This window comes from Caballeronia calidae, from assembly GCF_900044055.2.
Classification (GTDB): Bacteria; Pseudomonadota; Gammaproteobacteria; order Burkholderiales; family Burkholderiaceae; genus Caballeronia; species Caballeronia calidae.
In genome coordinates, this window is sequence record NZ_FCOX02000007.1 from 1 (window position 1) to 18,519 (window position 18,519).

General features: G+C 64.7%; 16 protein-coding genes. 10 read left to right on the forward strand and 6 right to left on the reverse strand.

Going from position 1 to position 18,519, the window contains the following annotated elements; all coding sequences use genetic code 11:
- From AWB78_RS09120 to AWB78_RS09150, 7 genes are all read left to right on the forward strand, one after another.
- On the forward strand, positions 1-407 hold a 407-nt coding region (locus AWB78_RS09120; protein ID WP_157697445.1), incomplete at its 5' end, for a 2Fe-2S iron-sulfur cluster-binding protein.
- 146 nt (positions 408-553) lie between these two features.
- A complete protein-coding gene (pcaF, locus tag AWB78_RS09125) occupies positions 554-1,756 on the forward strand; it encodes a 3-oxoadipyl-CoA thiolase (protein WP_062604252.1) in 1,203 nt (400 codons plus the stop codon).
- A 12-nt stretch (positions 1,757-1,768) separates the two neighbouring features.
- On the forward strand, positions 1,769-3,283 hold the full coding sequence (locus AWB78_RS09130) for a 3-hydroxyacyl-CoA dehydrogenase (protein ID WP_062604253.1): 1,515 nt from the start codon (positions 1,769-1,771) through the stop codon (positions 3,281-3,283).
- 30 nt (positions 3,284-3,313) lie between these two features.
- A complete protein-coding gene (paaK, locus tag AWB78_RS09135) occupies positions 3,314-4,654 on the forward strand; it encodes a phenylacetate--CoA ligase PaaK (protein WP_062604254.1) in 1,341 nt (446 codons plus the stop codon).
- A gap of 253 nt (positions 4,655-4,907) precedes the next feature.
- Positions 4,908-8,096, forward strand: coding sequence for an efflux RND transporter permease subunit (locus tag AWB78_RS09140; RefSeq protein WP_062604255.1), 3,189 nt, complete (start codon positions 4,908-4,910; stop codon positions 8,094-8,096).
- 25 nt (positions 8,097-8,121) lie between these two features.
- A complete protein-coding gene (locus tag AWB78_RS09145) occupies positions 8,122-9,330 on the forward strand; it encodes an efflux RND transporter periplasmic adaptor subunit (protein ID WP_062604256.1) in 1,209 nt (402 codons plus the stop codon).
- Positions 9,330-10,841, forward strand: coding sequence for an efflux transporter outer membrane subunit (locus tag AWB78_RS09150; RefSeq protein ID WP_062604257.1), 1,512 nt, complete (start codon positions 9,330-9,332; stop codon positions 10,839-10,841). Before AWB78_RS09145 ends, AWB78_RS09150 begins: the two co-directional genes overlap by 1 nt.
- A gap of 94 nt (positions 10,842-10,935) precedes the next feature.
- On the opposite strand, the gene AWB78_RS09155 is transcribed toward AWB78_RS09150, so the two are convergent.
- Complete coding sequence (locus AWB78_RS09155) at positions 10,936-11,559, reverse strand: hypothetical protein (RefSeq protein WP_062604258.1); 624 nt, start codon at positions 11,557-11,559, stop codon at positions 10,936-10,938.
- A 20-nt stretch (positions 11,560-11,579) separates the two neighbouring features.
- On the reverse strand, positions 11,580-12,974 hold the full coding sequence (locus AWB78_RS09160; protein ID WP_062604259.1) for a selenium-binding family protein: 1,395 nt from the start codon (positions 12,972-12,974) through the stop codon (positions 11,580-11,582).
- 197 nt (positions 12,975-13,171) lie between these two features.
- On the opposite strand from AWB78_RS09160, the gene AWB78_RS47590 reads away from it, so the two are divergent.
- The gene (locus AWB78_RS47590; protein ID WP_198399243.1) at positions 13,172-13,327 is read left to right on the forward strand and encodes a hypothetical protein; all 156 of its coding nucleotides are present in this window, start codon (positions 13,172-13,174) and stop codon (positions 13,325-13,327) included.
- 81 nt (positions 13,328-13,408) lie between these two features.
- Here the strand turns inward: AWB78_RS47590 and AWB78_RS09165 are convergent, their stop codons facing one another.
- Complete coding sequence (locus tag AWB78_RS09165) at positions 13,409-13,729, reverse strand: hypothetical protein (RefSeq protein ID WP_062604260.1); 321 nt, start codon at positions 13,727-13,729, stop codon at positions 13,409-13,411.
- Between the two features lie 88 nt (positions 13,730-13,817).
- Positions 13,818-14,288 (reverse strand): Lrp/AsnC family transcriptional regulator, encoded by a 471-nt coding sequence (locus AWB78_RS09170; RefSeq protein ID WP_062604261.1) that lies wholly within the window; start codon positions 14,286-14,288, stop codon positions 13,818-13,820.
- 112 nt (positions 14,289-14,400) lie between these two features.
- On the opposite strand from AWB78_RS09170, the gene AWB78_RS09175 reads away from it, so the two are divergent.
- Positions 14,401-15,339 (forward strand): DMT family transporter, encoded by a 939-nt coding sequence (locus tag AWB78_RS09175; protein WP_062604262.1) that lies wholly within the window; start codon positions 14,401-14,403, stop codon positions 15,337-15,339.
- A gap of 52 nt (positions 15,340-15,391) precedes the next feature.
- Positions 15,392-16,303, forward strand: coding sequence for a recombination-associated protein RdgC (locus AWB78_RS09180; RefSeq protein ID WP_062604263.1), 912 nt, complete (start codon positions 15,392-15,394; stop codon positions 16,301-16,303).
- A gap of 9 nt (positions 16,304-16,312) precedes the next feature.
- Here AWB78_RS09180 and AWB78_RS09185 read toward each other — a convergent pair whose 3' ends face one another.
- On the reverse strand, positions 16,313-17,461 hold the full coding sequence (locus tag AWB78_RS09185; protein ID WP_374729453.1) for a GGDEF domain-containing protein: 1,149 nt from the start codon (positions 17,459-17,461) through the stop codon (positions 16,313-16,315).
- Complete coding sequence (locus tag AWB78_RS09190) at positions 17,421-18,215, reverse strand: hypothetical protein (protein ID WP_062604264.1); 795 nt, start codon at positions 18,213-18,215, stop codon at positions 17,421-17,423. Before AWB78_RS09190 ends, AWB78_RS09185 begins: the two co-directional genes overlap by 41 nt.
- Between the last annotated feature and the right edge of the window lie 304 nt (positions 18,216-18,519).

The window sequence follows — 18,519 nt, forward strand, 5'->3', positions numbered from 1 at the left end:
TGGATGCAGCCGAAGCGGCATTGAAGGACTCGGGTGTCGCGCAGAAGCAGATTCACGTCGAGCGCTTCGGCTCGCCGTTGCCGCAGGCGGGCGTGCCGCCGATCGAGATCACGGAGAACACGCCGGCGGCGGATCTGGAGCTGATCATCGATGGCAAGAAGCGCAAGCTGCGTCTTCCGTATGAAGGCGTGAGCGTGCTCGATGTCGGCCTGAAGGCCGGACTTGCGCTGCCGTATGCCTGCAAGGGCGGTGTGTGCTGCACGTGCCGCGCGAAAGTGCTCGAAGGCGAAGTGAAGATGGAAAAGAACTACACGCTCGAACAACACGAGATCGACGACGGTTTCGTGCTGACTTGCCAGTGTCATCCGGTCAGCGAGCGCGTGGTCGTGAGTTACGACGAGCGCTAAGCGCCGTCCCTGATTCCTGTGAACGACGCGCATCGCAACGGTGCGCGAAGCCGAAGCGTTCCCCACTAATGCACGCCGAAGTCGTTAGCAATGCAAGCATTGCGCGGCTTCGTCGTAATCGAACATCCAACACATCGAGACTTGTCATGACTGAAGCCTTCATCTGCGATGCGATTCGTACGCCCATCGGCCGCTACGGCGGTGTTTTCAAGGACGTCCGCGCGGACGATCTCGGCGCCGTGCCCATCACCGCGCTCATGCAGCGCAACGCATCGGTTGATTGGGCGCGCGTCGACGACATCATCTACGGTTGCGCGAACCAGGCCGGCGAGGACAACCGCAACGTCGCACGAATGTCGGGCCTGCTGGCGGGCCTGCCCATCGACGTGCCCGGCTCGACGATCAACCGCCTGTGCGGCTCGGGCATGGACGCCGTGGGCAGCGCCGCACGCGCGATCAAGGCAGGCGATGGCTCGCTCTATCTCGCAGGCGGCGTCGAGAGCATGACGCGCGCGCCCTTCGTGATGGGCAAGGCATCGAGCGCATTCTCGCGTTCGGCCGATATCTTCGATACGACCATCGGCTGGCGCTTCATCAATCGTGCGATGCGTGAGCGGTACGGCGTCGATTCGATGCCCGAGACGGCAGAGAACGTCGCTGTCGACTTCGGCATCTCGCGCGATGCGCAGGACCGCTTCGCGCTGCGCAGCCAGCAGCGCGCCGCACGCGCGCAGGCCGACGGCACGTTCGCGCAGGAAATCGTCGCGGTGAATGTGCCGCAGAAGAAGGGTGAAACCATTGCGATCGATCGCGACGAGCATCCGCGCGAAACCTCGCTCGAAACGCTCGCGAAGCTGAAGGGCGTCGTGCGCCCCGATGGCAGCGTGACCGCCGGCAACGCATCGGGCGTGAACGACGGCGCATGCGCGCTCATCATCGCGAATGAGGAAGCGGCGAAGCGCAATGGACTGACGCCGCGCGCGCGCATCATCGGCATGGCGACGGCGGGTGTCGAGCCGCGCATCATGGGCATCGGCCCTGCGCCGGCGACGAAGAAACTTCTGGCGCGCACGGGCCTCACGCTCGATCAGTTCGATGTGATCGAGCTCAACGAAGCCTTCGCATCGCAAGGCATCGCGGTGCTGCGTCAACTCGGGCTCGCCGAAGACGATCCCCGCGTGAACCCGAATGGCGGCGCCATCGCGCTCGGCCATCCGCTCGGCGCATCGGGCGCGCGTCTCGTGACGACCGCAATGTACGAACTCGAGCGCCGCAACGGCCGCTATGCGCTGTGCACGATGTGCATCGGCGTGGGGCAGGGCATCGCGATTGCGATCGAGCGCGTCTGAGGGCCGCACCACATGACACAGGCCATCCAGACATCGGCGATCGTCGGCGTGATCGGTGCGGGCGCGATGGGCGCGGGCATCGCGCAAGTCGCGGCGCTCGCGGGACATACCGTGCTGCTCTACGATCTCGACGCGAAGGCGCTCGACAAGGCGCGCAACGGCATCGCGGCGAACGTGCAGCGTTCGATCGACAAGAAGAAGCTCGATGAAACCGCGGGACATGAAGCCATCGAACGCGTGCGCATCATCACGAGCCTCTCTGACTTGCGCACGGCTGCGCTCGTCATCGAAGCCGTCGCCGAACGGCTCGACGTCAAGCGCGCGCTCTTCGGCGAGCTCGAAAACATCGTGACGTCGGAGTGCATTCTCGCGACCAACACGTCGTCCATTTCGATCACCGCGATCGCCGCGCCGTTGAAGCATCCGTCGCGCGTGGTCGGCATGCACTTCTTCAACCCTGCGCCGTTGATGGCGCTCGTCGAAGTCGTGCACGGCCTCGCGACGTCCGATGCCGTCGCGCAAACCGTGTACGCCACATCGGCGGCATGGGGCAAGAAGCCCGTTCATGCGAAATCGACGCCGGGTTTCATCGTCAATCGCGTTGCCCGGCCGTTCTATGCGGAAGGCTTGCGCGTGCTCAACGAGCAGGGCGCGGATGCAGCTTCCATCGATGTCGTCATGCGCGATGCGGGCGGCTTCAGGATGGGCCCGTTCGAGTTGATGGACCTCATCGGTCATGACGTGAACTTCGCCGTCACGCAATCGGTGTTCAACGCGTACTTCAACGATCCGCGCTTCACGCCTTCGCTGATTCAACAAGAGCTCGTGAATGCGGGCTTTCTCGGCCGCAAGACGGGCCGCGGTTTCTACGACTACGCCGCCGATGCGGCGAAGCCCGCCGCGCGCGTCGAGACGCACACGCGCACGCCTTCGACCATCGTGCCCGGTGAAAGCGCGCCGGTGTATGAGCACTTGCAGGCGCGCATCGCGCAGGCGAACGCCGGCCGCAACGACATGCCCGGCCTCATCGCGCAGATCGACGATGCCTACCTGTTCCTCACCGATGGCCGCACCGCGACCGAACGCGCGCATGCGCTCGGCATCGATAACGTCGTGCTGATCGATCTCGCGCTCGACTATGCGAGCGCGCAAAGCGTGGCGCTCACGCGTGCGCGTCAATGCGCCGACGAAGCGTATGCCGCCGTAGCCGGCGCACTGACGAATAGCGGCTATGCGGTCGTGCCGCTGAAAGACATCGCAGGGATGGCCGTGATGCGCACGGTCGCGATGCTCGTCAACGAAGCGGCGGACGCCGTGAATCAGGGCGTCTGCACGAGCGCCGATCTCGACCTCGCGATGGAAAAGGGCGTGAACTATCCGCTCGGTCCGCTCGCGTGGGGCGAGCGGATCGGCATCGATCGCGTTCACGATGTGCTGCTCCATCTCGCGTCACATTACGGCGAAGACCGTTATCGCGCGTCGCCGCTCATCGCGAGCTTGCGTTACTCGGCCCAGCGATTTCATTGAAGCATTCGCATCATCTTTTATCGAGCATTCATGCAGGAGACAACCGTGGTCCAATCCATTGCACAGCAGAGCGAACTGGAACCGATCGAACGCGCAAGCCGTGACGAGCTTCAGGCCTTGCAACTCGAACGCCTCAAATGGTCGTTGCGTCACGCCTACGAGAACGTGCCGCACTATCGCCGCGCATTCGATGCGGCCGGCGTGCATCCCGACGATCTGCGCGAGCTCTCCGATCTCGCGCGCTTCCCGACGACGTCCAAGACCGATCTGCGTGACAACTATCCCTTCGGGCTCTTCGCCGTGCCGCGCGATCAGGTCGTGCGCGTGCATGCATCGAGCGGCACCACGGGCAAGCCGACAGTGGTCGGCTACACGGCGAAGGACATCGACACCTGGGCCAACGTGACCGCGCGCTCGATTCGCGCGGCGGGCGGCCGCAAGGGCGACACGCTGCACAACGCATTCGGCTATGGCCTCTTCACCGGCGGCCTCGGCATTCACTACGGCGCGGAACGTCTTGGCTGCATGGTCGTGCCGATGTCGGGCGGTCAGACAGAAAAGCAGGTGCAACTGATCCGCGACTTCGAGCCGAAGATCATTCTCGTCACGCCTTCGTACATGTTGAATCTGCTCGACGAGATGACGCGTCAGGGCATGGACCCGGCGAGCACGTCGCTGAAGATCGGCATCTTCGGTGCCGAGCCGTGGAGCCAGGGCTTGCGCAGCGAGATCGAAACGCGCGCGGGCATTCAGGCACTCGACATCTATGGCCTTTCGGAGATCATGGGGCCGGGCGTCGCGTGCGAATGCATCGAAACGAAGGACGGTCCGACGATCTGGGAAGATCATTTCTATCCCGAGATCATCGATCCGGTGACGGGCGAAGTGCTTCCCGAAGGCAGCACGGGCGAACTCGTCTTCACGTCGCTCTCGAAGGAAGCGATGCCGATGATCCGCTACCGCACCCGCGATCTCACGTCGCTCCTGCCGCCGAGCGCGCGTTCGATGCGCCGCCTCGCGAAGATCACGGGCCGCTCCGACGACATGCTGATCATTCGCGGCGTGAACGTGTTCCCGAGTCAGATCGAGGAACTGATTCTCGCGATTCCGCGCCTGAGCGGTCAGTATCAGTTGTGCGTGTCGCGCGAAGGGCACATGGATTCGCTGTCGGTGTCCGTCGAAGCGCGTGCCGAAGTCTGCGCGACGTTGAGCGACAGCGATCGCACCGGCTTGTCGCGCGAGCTTCAGCATCGCGTCAAGACGATGGTCGGCGTATCGACGCAAGTGCGCGTGCTCGATTCGGGCGAACTGCCGACGACCGCGACCGGCAAGGCGAAACGCGTCGTCGATATGCGTCCCGCAGCCGTTTAAGTCATATCGACATCGAGCGCCCCGCACATCGCGGGGCGTTATCTTTTCCCATCAATTGGAGCGTGTAGTTCCGATCCCGGTGCGGCCACGCATTCTTCAGCAGAATATCTTCCGCATAAACCCGCGCAACCGTTTGCGCAAATTGTTTTGTAAGCTTCAAGTGTGTCATCGTAGCGAGTGCGTTTGCTCGGACCTATTCGAGCATCCAACAGTATTCGAATAACGAACACCAAACGGGGCAGGCGGAATTTCGATGTGGATCGTCAGACTCGCGCTCAAGCGCCCGTACACGTTCATCGTCCTGTCGCTGCTGTTGCTGATCATCGGTCCGCTCGTCATCGTCCGCACGCCAACCGATATCTTTCCGAACATCGATATTCCGGTCGTCAGTGTCATCTGGTCGTACACGGGCTTGCCGCCCGATCAGATGGAGCGCCGCATCACGCTCAACTATGAGCGCGGCTTGTCGGTGGCGGTGAATGACATCGAGCATATCGAGTCGGAATCGCTGCCGGGCATCGCGGTGATTCGCATCTACTTTCAGCCGAACGCGAATGTCGACGAAGCCATCGCCGAGATCACCGCGCTTTCGCAGACGCAACTGCGCTCATTGCCGCCGGGCATCACGCCGCCGAACATCCTGCGCTTCAATGCATCGACGGTGCCGATTCTGCGGCTCGCGTTGTCATCGGCGGAACTCACGGAGCAGCAACTCTACGACTTCGGCAATAGCTTCCTGAAGACACAGCTTGCGACCGTGCAGGGAGCGTCCGTGCCGCTGCCTTATGGCGGCAAGCAGCGGCAGATCATGGTCGATATCGACTCGCGCAAGCTGCAGGCGAAGAACCTCGCGCCGACCGATGTCGTCAACGCGATCAGCGCGCAGAACCTCATTCTCCCGACGGGCACGACCAAGATCGGCTCGACCGAATACTCGGTGGGCCTGAACGCGAGCCCGGGCTCGATCGAAGGTCTCAACGACATACCGATTCGCACCGGCCCCGGCGGCACGATCTATATCAAGGACGTCGCGCATGTGCGCGACGGCTTTCAGCCGCAGACGAATATCGTGCGCGTGGACGGCACGCGCGCGTCATTACTCACGATCAACAAGAGCGGCAACGCATCGACGCTCGATATCGTCGCGCGCGTGAAGAACCTGCTACCCACGTTACGCGGCATGGTGCCCGAGTCGCTGAAGATCGAGCCCGTAGCGGATCAGTCGCTCTTCGTGCGCGCATCGGTGTCGGGCGTATTGCGCGAAGCGGTGATCGCAGCGGGCCTCACGGCGCTGATGGTCCTGCTCTTTCTCGGAAGCTGGCGCGCGACGCTCATCATCGCGATCTCGATACCGCTCTCGATGCTCACGTCGATCGTCGCGCTCTCCGCGATCGGGCAGACCATCAACATCATGACGCTGGGCGGCCTGGCGCTCGCGGTCGGTATTCTCGTCGACGATGCGACCGTTGCAATCGAAAACATCAGCCAGAACCTGGAGCAGGGCAAGGAACTGGAGCAGGCGATTCTCGACGGCGCGCAGCAGATCGCGGTGCCGACTCTCGTCTCGACGCTGTCCATCTGCATCGTGTTCATTCCGATGTTCCTGCTGAAGGGTGTCGCGCATTACCTCTTCGTGCCGATGGCCGAGGCGGTCGTGTTCGCGATGCTCGCATCCTACTTCTTCTCGCGCACGCTGATTCCGACGCTCGCGAAGTATCTGCTGCGCTATCACGAGCATATGGGCGGCGATGTCGAATCGATGAAGGGCTCGCGCAATCCGTTCGTGCGCATTCATCTCGCGTTCGAGCGTCATTTCGAATCCGTGCGCGGTCGCTATCGACGCTTTCTCGAAGCCCGGCTCGCGCATCCCGGATGCTTCGCCTCATTGTTTCTGCTGTGCTGCGTGTCGTCGCTCGCGCTTGCGCCGTTCCTCGGACGTGACTTTTTTCCGTCGGTCGATTCGGGTGTGATCGCGCTGCACATGCGCACGAAAACCGGCACACGTATCGAGGAAACGGCAGCGTTGACGGATCGTGTCGATGCGCGCATCAGGCAATTGATTCCGCGTGGCGAGATCCGCTCGATCATCGATAATATGGGCCTGCCGGTGTCGGGCATCAATCTCTCGTACAACAACACGGGCACGATCAGTTCCGCCGATGCCGACGTGCTCATCAGCCTGAACGAAGATCACGCGCCGACCGAAGGCTATATCCGCGAACTGAGAAAGCGCCTGCCGCAAGCGTTTCCCGGCGTGACGTTCTCTTTTCTGCCCGCCGATATCGTGAGCCAGATTCTCAACTTCGGCGTGCCCGCACCGATCGATATATCGATCACCGGACGCGACGTGCGCGGCAATCGCGCACTCGCGAACCGTTTGCTGGAAAAGATCCGCCGCGTGCCGGGTCTCGTCGATGCACGCATCCAGCAGCCGTCCGACCTGCCCGCGATCAATGTCGAAGTCGATCGAACGAAAGCACTGCAAGCGGGCTTCACGCAGCGCGATGTTGCGAACAACCTGCTGATCACGCTGTCGGGCAGCCAGCAGACGACGCCTACGTTCTGGCTCAATCCCGCGAACGGCGTGAGTTATCAGGTCATCACGACGGCGCCGCAATACGACATGAACTCGCTGCAATCGGTCGCGAACATTCCGGTCACGTCCGCGAGCGGCAAGACCAATATTCTCGGCGCGCTCGCAACGCTCTCGCGCGGCGCGCGCGATGCGGTCGTGTATCACTACAACGCGCAGACCACCATCAATCTGTATGCGACCACCGAGCGGCGCGATCTCGGCGCGGTATCGGACGACGTGCAGCGCATCATCGACGAAGCGCGCGGCGAGTTGCCCAAGGGTTCGTCGATCGAGATGCGCGGTCAGGTCGAGACGATGAACGGCTCGTTCTCCGGTCTTGCGTTCGGGCTCATTCTCGCGGTCGTGCTCGTGTATCTGCTGATCGTCGTGAATTTTCAGTCGTGGCTCGATCCGTTCATCATCATCACGGCATTGCCGGGCGCGCTCGCGGGCATCGTGTGGATGCTGTTCCTCACGCACACGACGTTGTCGATTCCCGCGTTGACGGGCGCGATCATGTGCATCGGCATCGCGACGGCCAACAGCATTCTCGTCGTGAGCTTCGCGCGCACGGCGCTCGCCGAGCACGGCGATGCGGTGCGCTCCGCGCTCGAAGCGGGCTATACGCGCTTCAGGCCCGTGCTGATGACCGCGCTCGCGATGATGATCGGCATGGTGCCGATGGCCATCGGCCTCGGCGAAGGCGGCGAGCAGAACGCGCCGCTCGGGCGCGCGGTCATCGGCGGCCTGATGGTCGGCACGGTCGCGACATTGTTCTTCGTGCCGGTCGTGTTCTCGATGATCTATCGGCGCATGGAAGCGCGTGGCAAAGGTCCGGGCGTGATGGCCAAAGAAGCAGCGCAATAACAATCGAACAGCAGGCGGAGTGAGCATGGAAGAGCAGGTGTCGCAACGATCGGGCAACCGGCGACGAGGGCGCGTGTGGCTCGTGATCGCGCTCGTGGTGGTCGTGGCGCTCGTCGCGCAAGGCATCCTTTCACGGCGTGCGGCGCATGCGGAACTCGAACGCGATGCGAACGAGCATGGCGTGCAGACGGTCGAGGTCATCAAGCCGGCGCGCATGAAGGCGTCGCAGGATCTCGTGCTCGCGGGCGATATACGCGCATTCTCCGATGCCCCGATTTTCGCGCGCACGAGCGGGTATCTGAAGCGATGGACCGTCGATATCGGCACGAAAGTGAAGAAGGGCCAGTTGCTCGCGGAGATCGATGCGCCCGAAATCAACGATCAGCTTCGTCAGGCCCGCGCCGATGCTCAAACGGCGCGCGCGAATTATCTGCTCGCGAAGACGACGGCCGAGCGCTGGTCGCAGATGCTGAAGAACAATTCGGTATCGCGTCAGGAAACCGATGAGAAGCAGGGCGACATGCTCGCAAAGGAAGCGGCGTTCAATGCGGCGCAGGCGAACGTGTCGCGGCTCGAACAACTCGTGTCGTTCCAGAAGATCTATGCCCCTTTCGATGGCGTCGTGACCGCGCGCAATACCGATGTGGGTCAACTGATCGACGCGGGCAGCGGCGCGGCGGGTCGCGAGCTCTTTCACATTCAGGATGCGTCGACGTTGCGCGTGTTCGTCGATGTGCCGCAGGCTTATGCGCGAATGGTCACCGTCGGCTTGCCCGCGGAGTTGCTGCTCAACGAAGACCGCAATCGCAAGTTCGAGGGCGTCACGGTGCGCACGGCGGGCGCGGTCGATCCGGTCGCGCGCACGATGCGCGTCGAGGTCGATGTGAAGAACCCGGCCGGCGAACTGCTCGCGGGTGCTTATGCGCAGGTGCGCTTTCGTCTCACGAGCGCGAATCCTTCATACACGCTGCCGGGCAACGCGCTGCTGTTTCGCCCCGATGGCGTGCATGCCGCGAGCGTCGATGCGAACAATCGCGTGAAGCTTCTGCCCATCACGCTCGGCACCGACTATGGCACGCGCGTGTCCATCGTCTCCGGATTGAACGGCGATGAACGCGTGATCGTGAATCCGCCCGATTCGATCGTCGATGGTGCGACGGTGCGGATCGGCCATGCTGGCTCAGGTCAGGGTGCGAGTGGCGGCGCCGCGAAGTCCGAAGGAAGCGAGTCGTGATGATGCGCGCATCGCTTCGACTCGTTGCATGGCTAACTATCGCCGCGTCGGCAGGCTGCGCGGTGGGGCCGGATTATGTTCGGCCCGAGATGACGGTGCCCGCCGCATACAAATCGCCGATGCCGCTCGATGCGCCCGCCGCCGCATCCGTCATGGCATCGCAAGACTGGAAGCCCGCGCAACCCGCGGACGGCAAACCACGCGCGCCGTGGTGGGAAGTGTATGGCGATCCGCAACTCGATGCGCTCGAAGAACGCGTCGCGACCGCGAACCAGACGGTGGCCGCAGCCGCCGCGCGTTTTCGTGGCGCCCGCGCGGCGGCGGCGCAAGCGCGTTCGGCGTACTTCCCGACCGTCACCGCGAATGCGGCGTTCAATCAGTCGCGCGTGTCGTCGAATGTGCTGTACAAGTCGAGCGCGGGCATCACCGTGCCCGACTATCTGATCGATGCGCAGATCTCGTGGGAGCCCGATCTGTGGGGCCGCATCTCGCGCGCCGTCGAAGGCGGGCGTGCTCAGGCGCAGGCGAGCGCGGCGGATCTGCAAAGCGCCATTCTTTCGATGCAGGCCGAGCTCGCGACGAGCTACTTCGAATTGCGCGGCACCGTCGAGGAAGAGCGGCTGTTGCAGGCGACGCTGCAAGCGTATGAAAAGGCGCTTGCGCTGACGCGCGATCGCTTCGCGGGCGGCGTCGCGGCGGAATCGGACGTCGCGCAGGCGGAAGAGCAGTTGCGCGCGACGCAGGCGCAACTGATCGATCTCGAAACCACGCGCACGAGCCTCGTCAACGCGATCGCGATTCTCGTCGGCGAGGCGCCGTCGCGCTTCACGCTCGATGTCGCGCCGCTCAATGAAGACCATTCGCCGCATCCGTCGGCGGCGCTGGCCGCGTTGCCGCTCAGCGTGCCGTCCGCGCTGCTCGAACGGCGCCCGGACATCGCTGCGGCGGAGCGGCGCGTGGCCGACGCGAATGCGCGCGTCGGCGTCGCGACGGCGGCGTTCTTCCCGAATCTGCTGCTCGCCGCGACGGGCGGTCTGGAAGCGACGCGCTTCACATCGTGGCTCGAAGCGCCGAGCCGATTCTGGTCGCTCGGGCCGCAGCTCGCGTTCACGGTGCTCGATTTCGGCGGCCGCGCCGCGGCCCGCGATGCGGCGCGCGCCGCTTACGACGAGAGCGTCGCCGATTATCGGCAAACGGTGCTGACCGCCTTCGGGCAGGTCGAGGACAACCTGAACGCGCTGGAAGTGCTGCGCCGCGAGAGCGAGGCGCAGCGCGATGCGGTCGATGCCGCCCAACGCGCGCTCGGCAAGGTGAGCAACCGCTACGAGAACGGCGCGATCACGTACCTGAGCGTGGTGGTGACGCAGGCCATCGTGCTGTCGGATCAGCGCACGGCGGTGCGCATCGAGCGGCGGCGCATGGCGGCGAGCGTCGCGCTCGTGAAGGCGCTGGGCGGTGGATGGAGCACGGCGGCGCTGCCGAGCGCGGAAGAAGTCTCGCGGCGCGATTGAATTTTGCGCGATGCATGCAAAATGCCATCGCGCATAACGTATGCAAAATGCGATTTTTCCGGCGCGCGAACGATGCCCGAAGGCGGTGTCGAAACTACACGAACAGAAACACGCCGCATCCGATCAGCGCTGCGCTCCACAGCCAGTCGACGTTGATCCAGCCGCTTCGCAGGAAGCCGAGTCCGCCGCGTTCCTGAACGGACATCGCGAACATGGAGATCACGGCGATCACCGCGAGCATCGCGCCGGTGTGCACCGTCAGCGCGAGCGCGCTGGCTTCGAACGCACCCGCCGCGACCTTGCCCGTGCAAAGCGGCAGGAGCGCCGGCACGAGCATCAGGCCCGCGCCGTGCGCGCTCGACATCACGAAGGACCACAGCGCGAGCCCCGCAAGCCCGGTGCGCATGCCGACGGTCGGGCGTCCGCGATGGCCGCGCCATGCCCGCCACACGCCCCAGCCGATCAGCAGCGCCCCGCACGCGCGCGCGAGCACGTCATGGCCGACGACCGCGCCGAGCGTGAGCGCGCCCGCGAGCACGAGCGCGACCGACACCGCATGACCCAGTGCGATCGGCACCAGGGACACGAGCGCGACGCGGCGGCTGCGGGCGTACAAGCCGAGCGCGACCGCGAAGAGCCATCCCATCGCGGGATTGAGGCCGTGAAACGCGCCGAGGCCCGCGGCGGTATAGAGGAGCGCGGGCGATGCGGCGTCCATGCAAGGCGGCTCGCGGCGTGTCAGGGATAGCAGTACGAATCCGACGAGCAATCGCCGCCTTGCAGCCGGATCTGATGCGGCCGCTGTCCCTTCGGCCAGTCGATGAAGAACTTCTCGTCGACGGCGAGTCCGCCGTTCGGATCGGCGTCGAGTTTCACCATCCATCCCTCGATGCCTTCCGGATAGAACTGCGCATCGACTGCGCCGTAGAGCGAGTTCGTGAAATACACGCGGCGTCCGTCGCGGCTCACTTCGACCATCTGCGGGCCGCCGTTCAATGCGCCGTTCGACGCGCCCGGATGCGTCGCACGCGCGACCACGCCGCCGATGCGCACCTTGCCCGTCAGCTTCGGCGCGAACGGATCGGACACGTCGTATTGCAGCATGTCGCCCGTGCCCCAGCACGACACGTAGAGGAAGCGGTCGTCCATTGACAGATCGATGTCGGAGACGAGCGGCGGCACCGCGCCGAAGCCATGCAAAAGCGGCGGAAGCAAGGACGCATCGGCGGGTTCGGCGGGAATGTCGATGATCTTCTTCACCGCCCATTTGTCCTTGTCGCGATACCAGGTCCAGATCGACGACGACAGATCCTTCAGGCTGATCACGCAGTTGACGAAGCCGTAGGCCTTGGTCGGATCGTGCGCCGGGCGCAGTTCGAACACGAGCTGATATTCGTCGCCGAAATCGATCTCCTGAATGTGCCTGCGCTTCGTGAAGTCCCAGAAATGCAGCTTGCGCCCATACTTCGCGCCGAGCAGCAGCTCGGGCACGAGGCCCTGCTCGAAGGTGTCGGGCGTGCCCCATTCGCTCGTGACCATCGTGTCGTAGCCGAGATGCCACCAGCCGTCATACGCGAGGCGTTGCGGTCCGCGATCCACTTCCCAGCGGCCGAGCGGATCGAAGCTCTGCTGATCGAGCATCAGCACGCCGCCGGGCGCCTTGCCCTCGGCGTTGCCGAGCGCGGTGATATAGATGCCGCCCGGCCCGCAATGCACGGTGTGCGGGCGCGTATAGCCGGTCTTTTCCGCGAGTTCTTCCGGCTCGATCGTCTTCACGATGACGGGCTTCGTCGGATCGGGCTTCGTGTCGATGATATGGATGCGCGACGAGCGCAGCCCCGGCACGACGAGATAGCGCCGCTCCATGTGCGGATGCGGCGCATTGGGGCAGAGGCACGACGAGCACGCGTTCCAGCCGAAGTGATGCAGCTCGTCGCCGGTATCGGGCATCGAAATCTCGCCGACGATCTTCGTATAGCCGGGCGAATCGGGATCGACATCGACCACGGCGATCTTGTCCGGCGACTTGCGCTCGGGATCGAACGTCGCGACGTAGGCCAGCGTTTCGCGCGGCGCCTTTGCCGCGAGCCGCGGGGAAGGGTAGAAGCTCGGATCCGGTTTCCAGGTCGCCATGCTGCGTCTCCCAGTTGGTTTGCCGACTTTCGAAGCACACGTGCAAAAACTATAGGACACAAGGACGCGGGACGCTCTTGCCGTCGTCGCTTCGCTTAGATGCTTTCGTGGATAGCTTGCGCGTGGCGCGCGATTCGGCATCGGAAATCAGCGCGTAGAATAGAGGCATCGCCCCTTTCATGAACGAGGAGATAGCGATGGCCGAGCCGATGATCAGCCTGATGGCGGGAGTCGTCCTGGTGCTATGCGTCGCGGTGGTTATCGTGATGCATCACCGGCATCCGCACATCCACAACCCGAAGGCACGCTGGCTGGATACGCATCCGCCGCGCGACTGGCGGCACAGGCATTGAACGTGCAGTGCAAGGTGAATTAAATGCATGCGGCGCCGGCATCGACCGGCGCATTTTTTTGCGCGAACGTCGCGCGTGGACTCAGCGTCTTGGCCCTTTCATCGCCTCGGCTTCCATCGCGGCGTGCCATTCCTCGCTGTTCTCGATCGGGTCCATGCCTTCGTCGATGAACGCCGACGCGCGTTCCGCCACCGCGCGCGTTTCCTCTTCGGTGCCGTCGTCGGCGAGGGCGTCCTCGTCGCCGGGCGGCTCCAGCATGTCCTGCAGCATCGCCTCCAGTTCGGGCGTCTCCCACGGCTCGCCGCGCTGCCTTTTCTTCTTGATGTAATGCCGCACTTCGGCATCCTGTTCGGGAGTCAACGGAAGCCCGCGGAAGGTGCTGCTGGCGTCGAAGTCACTCATGTCCGCTCCTCTCGCGCATAGCCTGTGATGCGTTTTCAAGCGCTCTTAGTGTAACGCCGTTCGTCTGCGGTAAAAACGTCCAGAATGCTCAGGCTAGCGGCGGCAGGCGTCTTTCGATCGGCGTCGCCTTCACGATGGCCGTGCTCGTCGCGGCGCGCTCGGTCACGCGCGACAGAATGTCGTCGAGATGCGCGATCGACCGCAGCCACAGGCGGCAGACGAAGCAGTCGTCCCCCGTCACCTTGTCGCATTCGACGAACTCGGGAATGCGCCGGATCGCCTCCTCGACGAGATGCAACTGCCCCGGCAGCGGCTGCACGCGCACGATGGCCTGCAGCGTATAGCCGAGCGCGCGCGGATCGATATCGACGGTGAAGCCGCGAATGACGCCTTGCGTTTCGAGGCGGCGCACGCGCTCGGCGGTGCTCGGCGCCGACAGTCCGACGCGCTTCGCGAGCTCGCTGATCGCGATGCGTCCGTCGCTCGCGAGCACGCCGATGAGCTCGCGATCGATGGCGTCGATATCGGCGTGCGACGGGCTAATCAGGTTCTTTGCCATGGCGGCCTTCGATTCAGAGGTCAAAAGGTGTACGCGCCTAATTTTAGGCATGGTTTTGGGCGGAGCGCATCGATAGACTTGAACGCATCGAAACTTGCAGGGCAGGGACGAAATGAATACCGAAAGAATCAATGTGCGCTTTGCGGGTGCATCGAATGCAAACGACGTTCGCCGCGGCGCGATCGAGATGTCGGTCGCGATGCTGATGTCGGGCACCATCGGCTGGCTCGTGGTGTCGTCGGGGCAGACGCCGTGGAACGTGGTGTTCTTCCGCTGCGTGTTCGGCGGGGCGACGCTCATCGCCGTGTGCGCGGCGCTGGGCTTGTTGAAGAAGCGCTATTTCTCGTGGCGCATGATCGCGCTCGTCGCGCTTGGCAGCGTGGCGATCGTCGGCAACTGGCTGTTGCTCTTCGCCGCGTACTCGCGCGCGTCGATCTCGATGGCGACGACCGTCTACAACACGCAGCCGTTCATGCTCGTCGCGCTGGGTATCGTCTTCCTGCGCGAGCGCGTGTCGGCGTCGACGTTCGCGTGGCTCGGCATCGCGTTCATCGGGCTCGTGATGGTGGTGCGCGTCGAGCCCGCCGTGCTCGCCATGCCGGGGGAGTATCTCGAAGGCATTGCGTATGCGCTCGGTGCGGCCTTCCTGTACGCGATATCGTCGATCGTCACGAAGCGCTTGCAGGGCACGCCGCCGCATCTGATCGCGATGCTGCATGTGCTCTTCGGCATCGTGATGCTCGCGCCGTTCGCGCGCTTCGATCAGACGCCGGCGTCGATGTCCGGCTGGTCCGATCTCGTCGTGCTCGGCGTCGTGAACACGGGACTCATGTATGTGCTGCTCTACGGCGCGATCCAGAAGCTGCCGACCGCGACGACGGGCGCGCTGTCGTTCATCTATCCGGTGGTGGCGATCGTCGTCGACTGGCTCGCGTTCGGGCAGCGGCTCGCGTGGCCGCAAGTGGCCGGGGCCGTGCTGATTCTGCTCGCGGCGGCGGGGGTGAATCTGAAGTGGCGGATCGTGCCGGGAAAACAGCGCGCGAACGATTGACGTCACCTCGTATAGAATGGCGCCCCCTCCGACTACATCGAAATCCCGCGCCATGTGGTTCAAGAATCTTCAGCTTCACCGTCTTCCCGCTCACTGGTCCGTCACGCCGCATCAGATGCAGCAATGGCTCGCGCCGCTCGCGTTCAGCGCGGCGTCGAGCGTCGAAAACGAGCGGCGCGGCTGGGTCGCGCCGCGCGGCGACGATGAACTCGTCTACACTGCGAACCGTCAGATGCTCATCGTCTATCGCGCGGAGAAAAAGCTGCTGCCCGCATCAGTCGTCACGCAGTTCGTGAAGGAGCGCGCGGCCGAACTCGAAGAGCAGCAGGGTTTCAAACCCGGCCGCAAGCAGATGAAGGAACTGAAAGAGCAGATCACCGACGAACTGCTCCCGCGCGCCTTCAGCATTCGCCGCGACACGCGCGTGTGGATCGATCCCGTGAACGGCTGGCTCGCGATCGATTCGTCATCGGCGACGCTGTGCGACGACATCATCGGCCTGCTCGTGAAGTCCGTCACCGATCTGCCGCTCGCGAGCGTGCGCACCGCGCGCTCGCCCGTGTCCGCGATGACCGAGTGGCTGCTGTCGGGCGAAGGCCCCGCGGGCTTCACGCTCGATCGCGACACCGAGCTGCGCTCGACCGGCGAAGGCAATGCGACGGTCCGTTATGTCGGCCACGCGCTCGAAACGGAAGACATGCGCCGCCATATCGAAGCGGGCAAGCAGTGCATGCGTCTCGCGATGACCTGGAACGACCGCGTGTCGTTCGTGCTGACGCCGTCGCTCACGCTCAAGCGCGTGAGTCCGCTCGACGTCATCAAGGAAGCCGCCGATCCCACCGCCGCGAACGACGACGAACGTTTCGAGTCCGACTTCATCCTGATGACGGGCGAACTCGCGCGGATGCTCGCGGACGTGACGGAAGCGCTCGGCGGCGAAGAGGACCTGCGCGCGGCGGCCTGAAACCGCGCGTCACTCGGCGACGGGCGCCGACGCGAACGCGTAGCCGTTCTTGCCGTTGCGCTTGACGGTGTACATCGTGTCGTCGGCGGCGGCGACGAGCCGCCAGTAATCGCTGACGCGATCCGGAAAGCTCGCAATGCCGATGCTCGCGCGCACGATCGACAATCCCATCTGCGCATCGGTTTCGGCCACGCACGCGATGATCCTCTGCGCGATCGCGGCGAGCTCGCCATCGGTCGAGAACTGGCGCACGAGCAGCGCGAACTCGTCGCCGCCGATGCGCGCCACCAGATCGCCGCCGCGCACCGTCTGACGGAAACGCCGCGACACCGCGATCAAGAATTCGTCGCCGATGCGGTGGCCGTGCGTGTCGTTGACGCGTTTGAAGCCGTCGAGGTCGATATACAGCACCGCGATGCGCGCCGAGCCGCGCGTGCCGGTCGCGATCGCGTTGGCCGCATCTTCGAGCGCGGCGAAGAGCTTGCGGCGGTTGGGCAGGCCCGTCATCGGATCGTGCAGCGACGCTTGCTCGAACTCGTTCGAGATGCCGAGGAGCTGCCGGTTGCGCTTCGCATACATGCCGAGCGCCGTGATGAGCACGCCGAAGACGATCGCCGACAGCGCGATCAGCGTGTGCGACACGCTCAGGATGCGATCGCGCACATCGGCGCTCGTCCGGTCGCGCTCGGTGCGCCACCAGGCGTACGCGGAATCGAGCGCGGCGCTCGCGTCGCCGAGGGCGGCCGCGGGCGAGAGCACGGCGGAGGGCAAGGCGGGCGTGGACATCGGACTGGACGAAACCAGCGCGTGCAGCGCGGCGAGGCGCGTCGCGAGTTCGATGCGCGCCTCGCGATAGGCGGCCCGATGCTGCACGTCGTCGTCGGAGGTGTTCTGCAGGGACAGCGCAGCCGCGCGGGCGGCATCCGCGCGCTCGACCGCTTCGAGGACGAGCCCGACATATTCCTGCTGCAGTTGCGCGGAAAAGATCGCGCGCACCTGCAACGCCAGGAACAGCAGGCCGATCAGCAGACACAGCAGCGCGGCGCCCGCGAGCGGGGTGGGGCCGGGCACGCGAACGCGCTGCAAGGCGCGCCGCACGCGGCTCGCCAGCGTCTCTTCAGGGACGGGAATACTCCTCTCGCTGACGGGTCGGAACATTGTGTCGATAGCTCACTCGATGAAAGAACGCACCCATGCGCGCGAACAGGCCGCCCTCGGACTTCGCGCGTGCCTGATGCCTGCTTGCCTGCGCGGACGGGTTGGCGCGGTTCGCCGCGGCCTGCTGCGTCCCCGGCGGATTGCGGCGGCGCTGCACGGCGGCGCTCTGCGCGGGCGCGGCGGCCGACGATGCATCCACCTGCGGGCGGGATTGCGTTTGGGCGGACGCCGCCGCGGCCGTCACCAGGGCGGCCGCGCCGGCAACGCCTGCGCCGTCCGACGCATCGGTGAGCGTGACCTCGTCGGCGGCGTCGGGGCTGGGCGCGTTGTCCGCGAGCGCTGCGGTGGTATCGGCGGGCATCGGCGCGTCGGTCGTGGCGTAGCTGTTCGTGTAGCCGGGCGGCGGCGGTGTCGTCAAGGGCGTTTCGACGATGCCCGACGACTCCGTCCGCACGGCGATGGCGGGCTGATCGATGCCGAGCGTCCTGCGCGCGCTCGCCATCGCTTCGGCGTAGACGCGCTGGTCATGGTTGAACCACATGCCGTACGCGACGGTGCCGAGCACGCCGATGCCGAGCGCGCTCGCCGACGCCATCCACAGCGCGAGACGGCCGAAGCGCTGCGGCATGCGCGAGGGTTCAGTTTCGTCTGAGAAATCGATTGCAGGCTCGGGCAAGTTGATGACAGTCGGATCATTCGCAGGACTCGCGTGGTCCGCGATGCTCTCTTCGGTTAGCTTTGCGTGCTGAGGCATGACAGCGCTCTCCAGAACCTATTCGTCGGACGGCGGACCAGCGCGAACGCACGGCGCGCGCCGGGTCCGCTACAGCCGGATGGCGCGATGCGGCGCGTCTCATCGTATGAACATTCGAACGCGTTGCGGCTTCGTCGGGCATAAAAGCGGGTTGCCGGTCCAGCCTGCGCTGTCCGGCCCATTTTTGCCAATCAATGTAACTCGCACCACATACCGCGACAATCAGGGGCGGCGATGAGGCGTCGACAACGAAGTCGCGAACGCTTTCTCCGATGTCTGCGCGGCGCACTCCCGCAGCGCCCGA

Coding starts and splice junctions, on each gene's coding strand:
- AWB78_RS09180 (WP_062604263.1), top strand. CDS start 15,392: ATGTGGTTCAAGAATCTTCAGCTTCACCGTCTTCCCGCTCACTGGTCC.
- AWB78_RS09130 (WP_062604253.1), top strand. CDS start 1,769: ATGACACAGGCCATCCAGACATCGGCGATCGTCGGCGTGATCGGTGCG.
- AWB78_RS09145 (WP_062604256.1), top strand. CDS start 8,122: ATGGAAGAGCAGGTGTCGCAACGATCGGGCAACCGGCGACGAGGGCGC.
- AWB78_RS09155 (WP_062604258.1), bottom strand. CDS start 11,559: ATGGACGCCGCATCGCCCGCGCTCCTCTATACCGCCGCGGGCCTCGGC.
- AWB78_RS09160 (WP_062604259.1), bottom strand. CDS start 12,974: ATGGCGACCTGGAAACCGGATCCGAGCTTCTACCCTTCCCCGCGGCTC.
- AWB78_RS47590 (WP_198399243.1), top strand. CDS start 13,172: ATGGCCGAGCCGATGATCAGCCTGATGGCGGGAGTCGTCCTGGTGCTA.
- AWB78_RS09150 (WP_062604257.1), top strand. CDS start 9,330: ATGATGCGCGCATCGCTTCGACTCGTTGCATGGCTAACTATCGCCGCG.
- AWB78_RS09190 (WP_062604264.1), bottom strand. CDS start 18,215: ATGCCTCAGCACGCAAAGCTAACCGAAGAGAGCATCGCGGACCACGCG.
- AWB78_RS09165 (WP_062604260.1), bottom strand. CDS start 13,729: ATGAGTGACTTCGACGCCAGCAGCACCTTCCGCGGGCTTCCGTTGACT.
- AWB78_RS09140 (WP_062604255.1), top strand. CDS start 4,908: ATGTGGATCGTCAGACTCGCGCTCAAGCGCCCGTACACGTTCATCGTC.
- AWB78_RS09170 (WP_062604261.1), bottom strand. CDS start 14,288: ATGGCAAAGAACCTGATTAGCCCGTCGCACGCCGATATCGACGCCATC.
- paaK (WP_062604254.1), top strand. CDS start 3,314: ATGCAGGAGACAACCGTGGTCCAATCCATTGCACAGCAGAGCGAACTG.
- pcaF (WP_062604252.1), top strand. CDS start 554: ATGACTGAAGCCTTCATCTGCGATGCGATTCGTACGCCCATCGGCCGC.
- AWB78_RS09175 (WP_062604262.1), top strand. CDS start 14,401: ATGAATACCGAAAGAATCAATGTGCGCTTTGCGGGTGCATCGAATGCA.
- AWB78_RS09185 (WP_374729453.1), bottom strand. CDS start 17,461: ATGTTCCGACCCGTCAGCGAGAGGAGTATTCCCGTCCCTGAAGAGACG.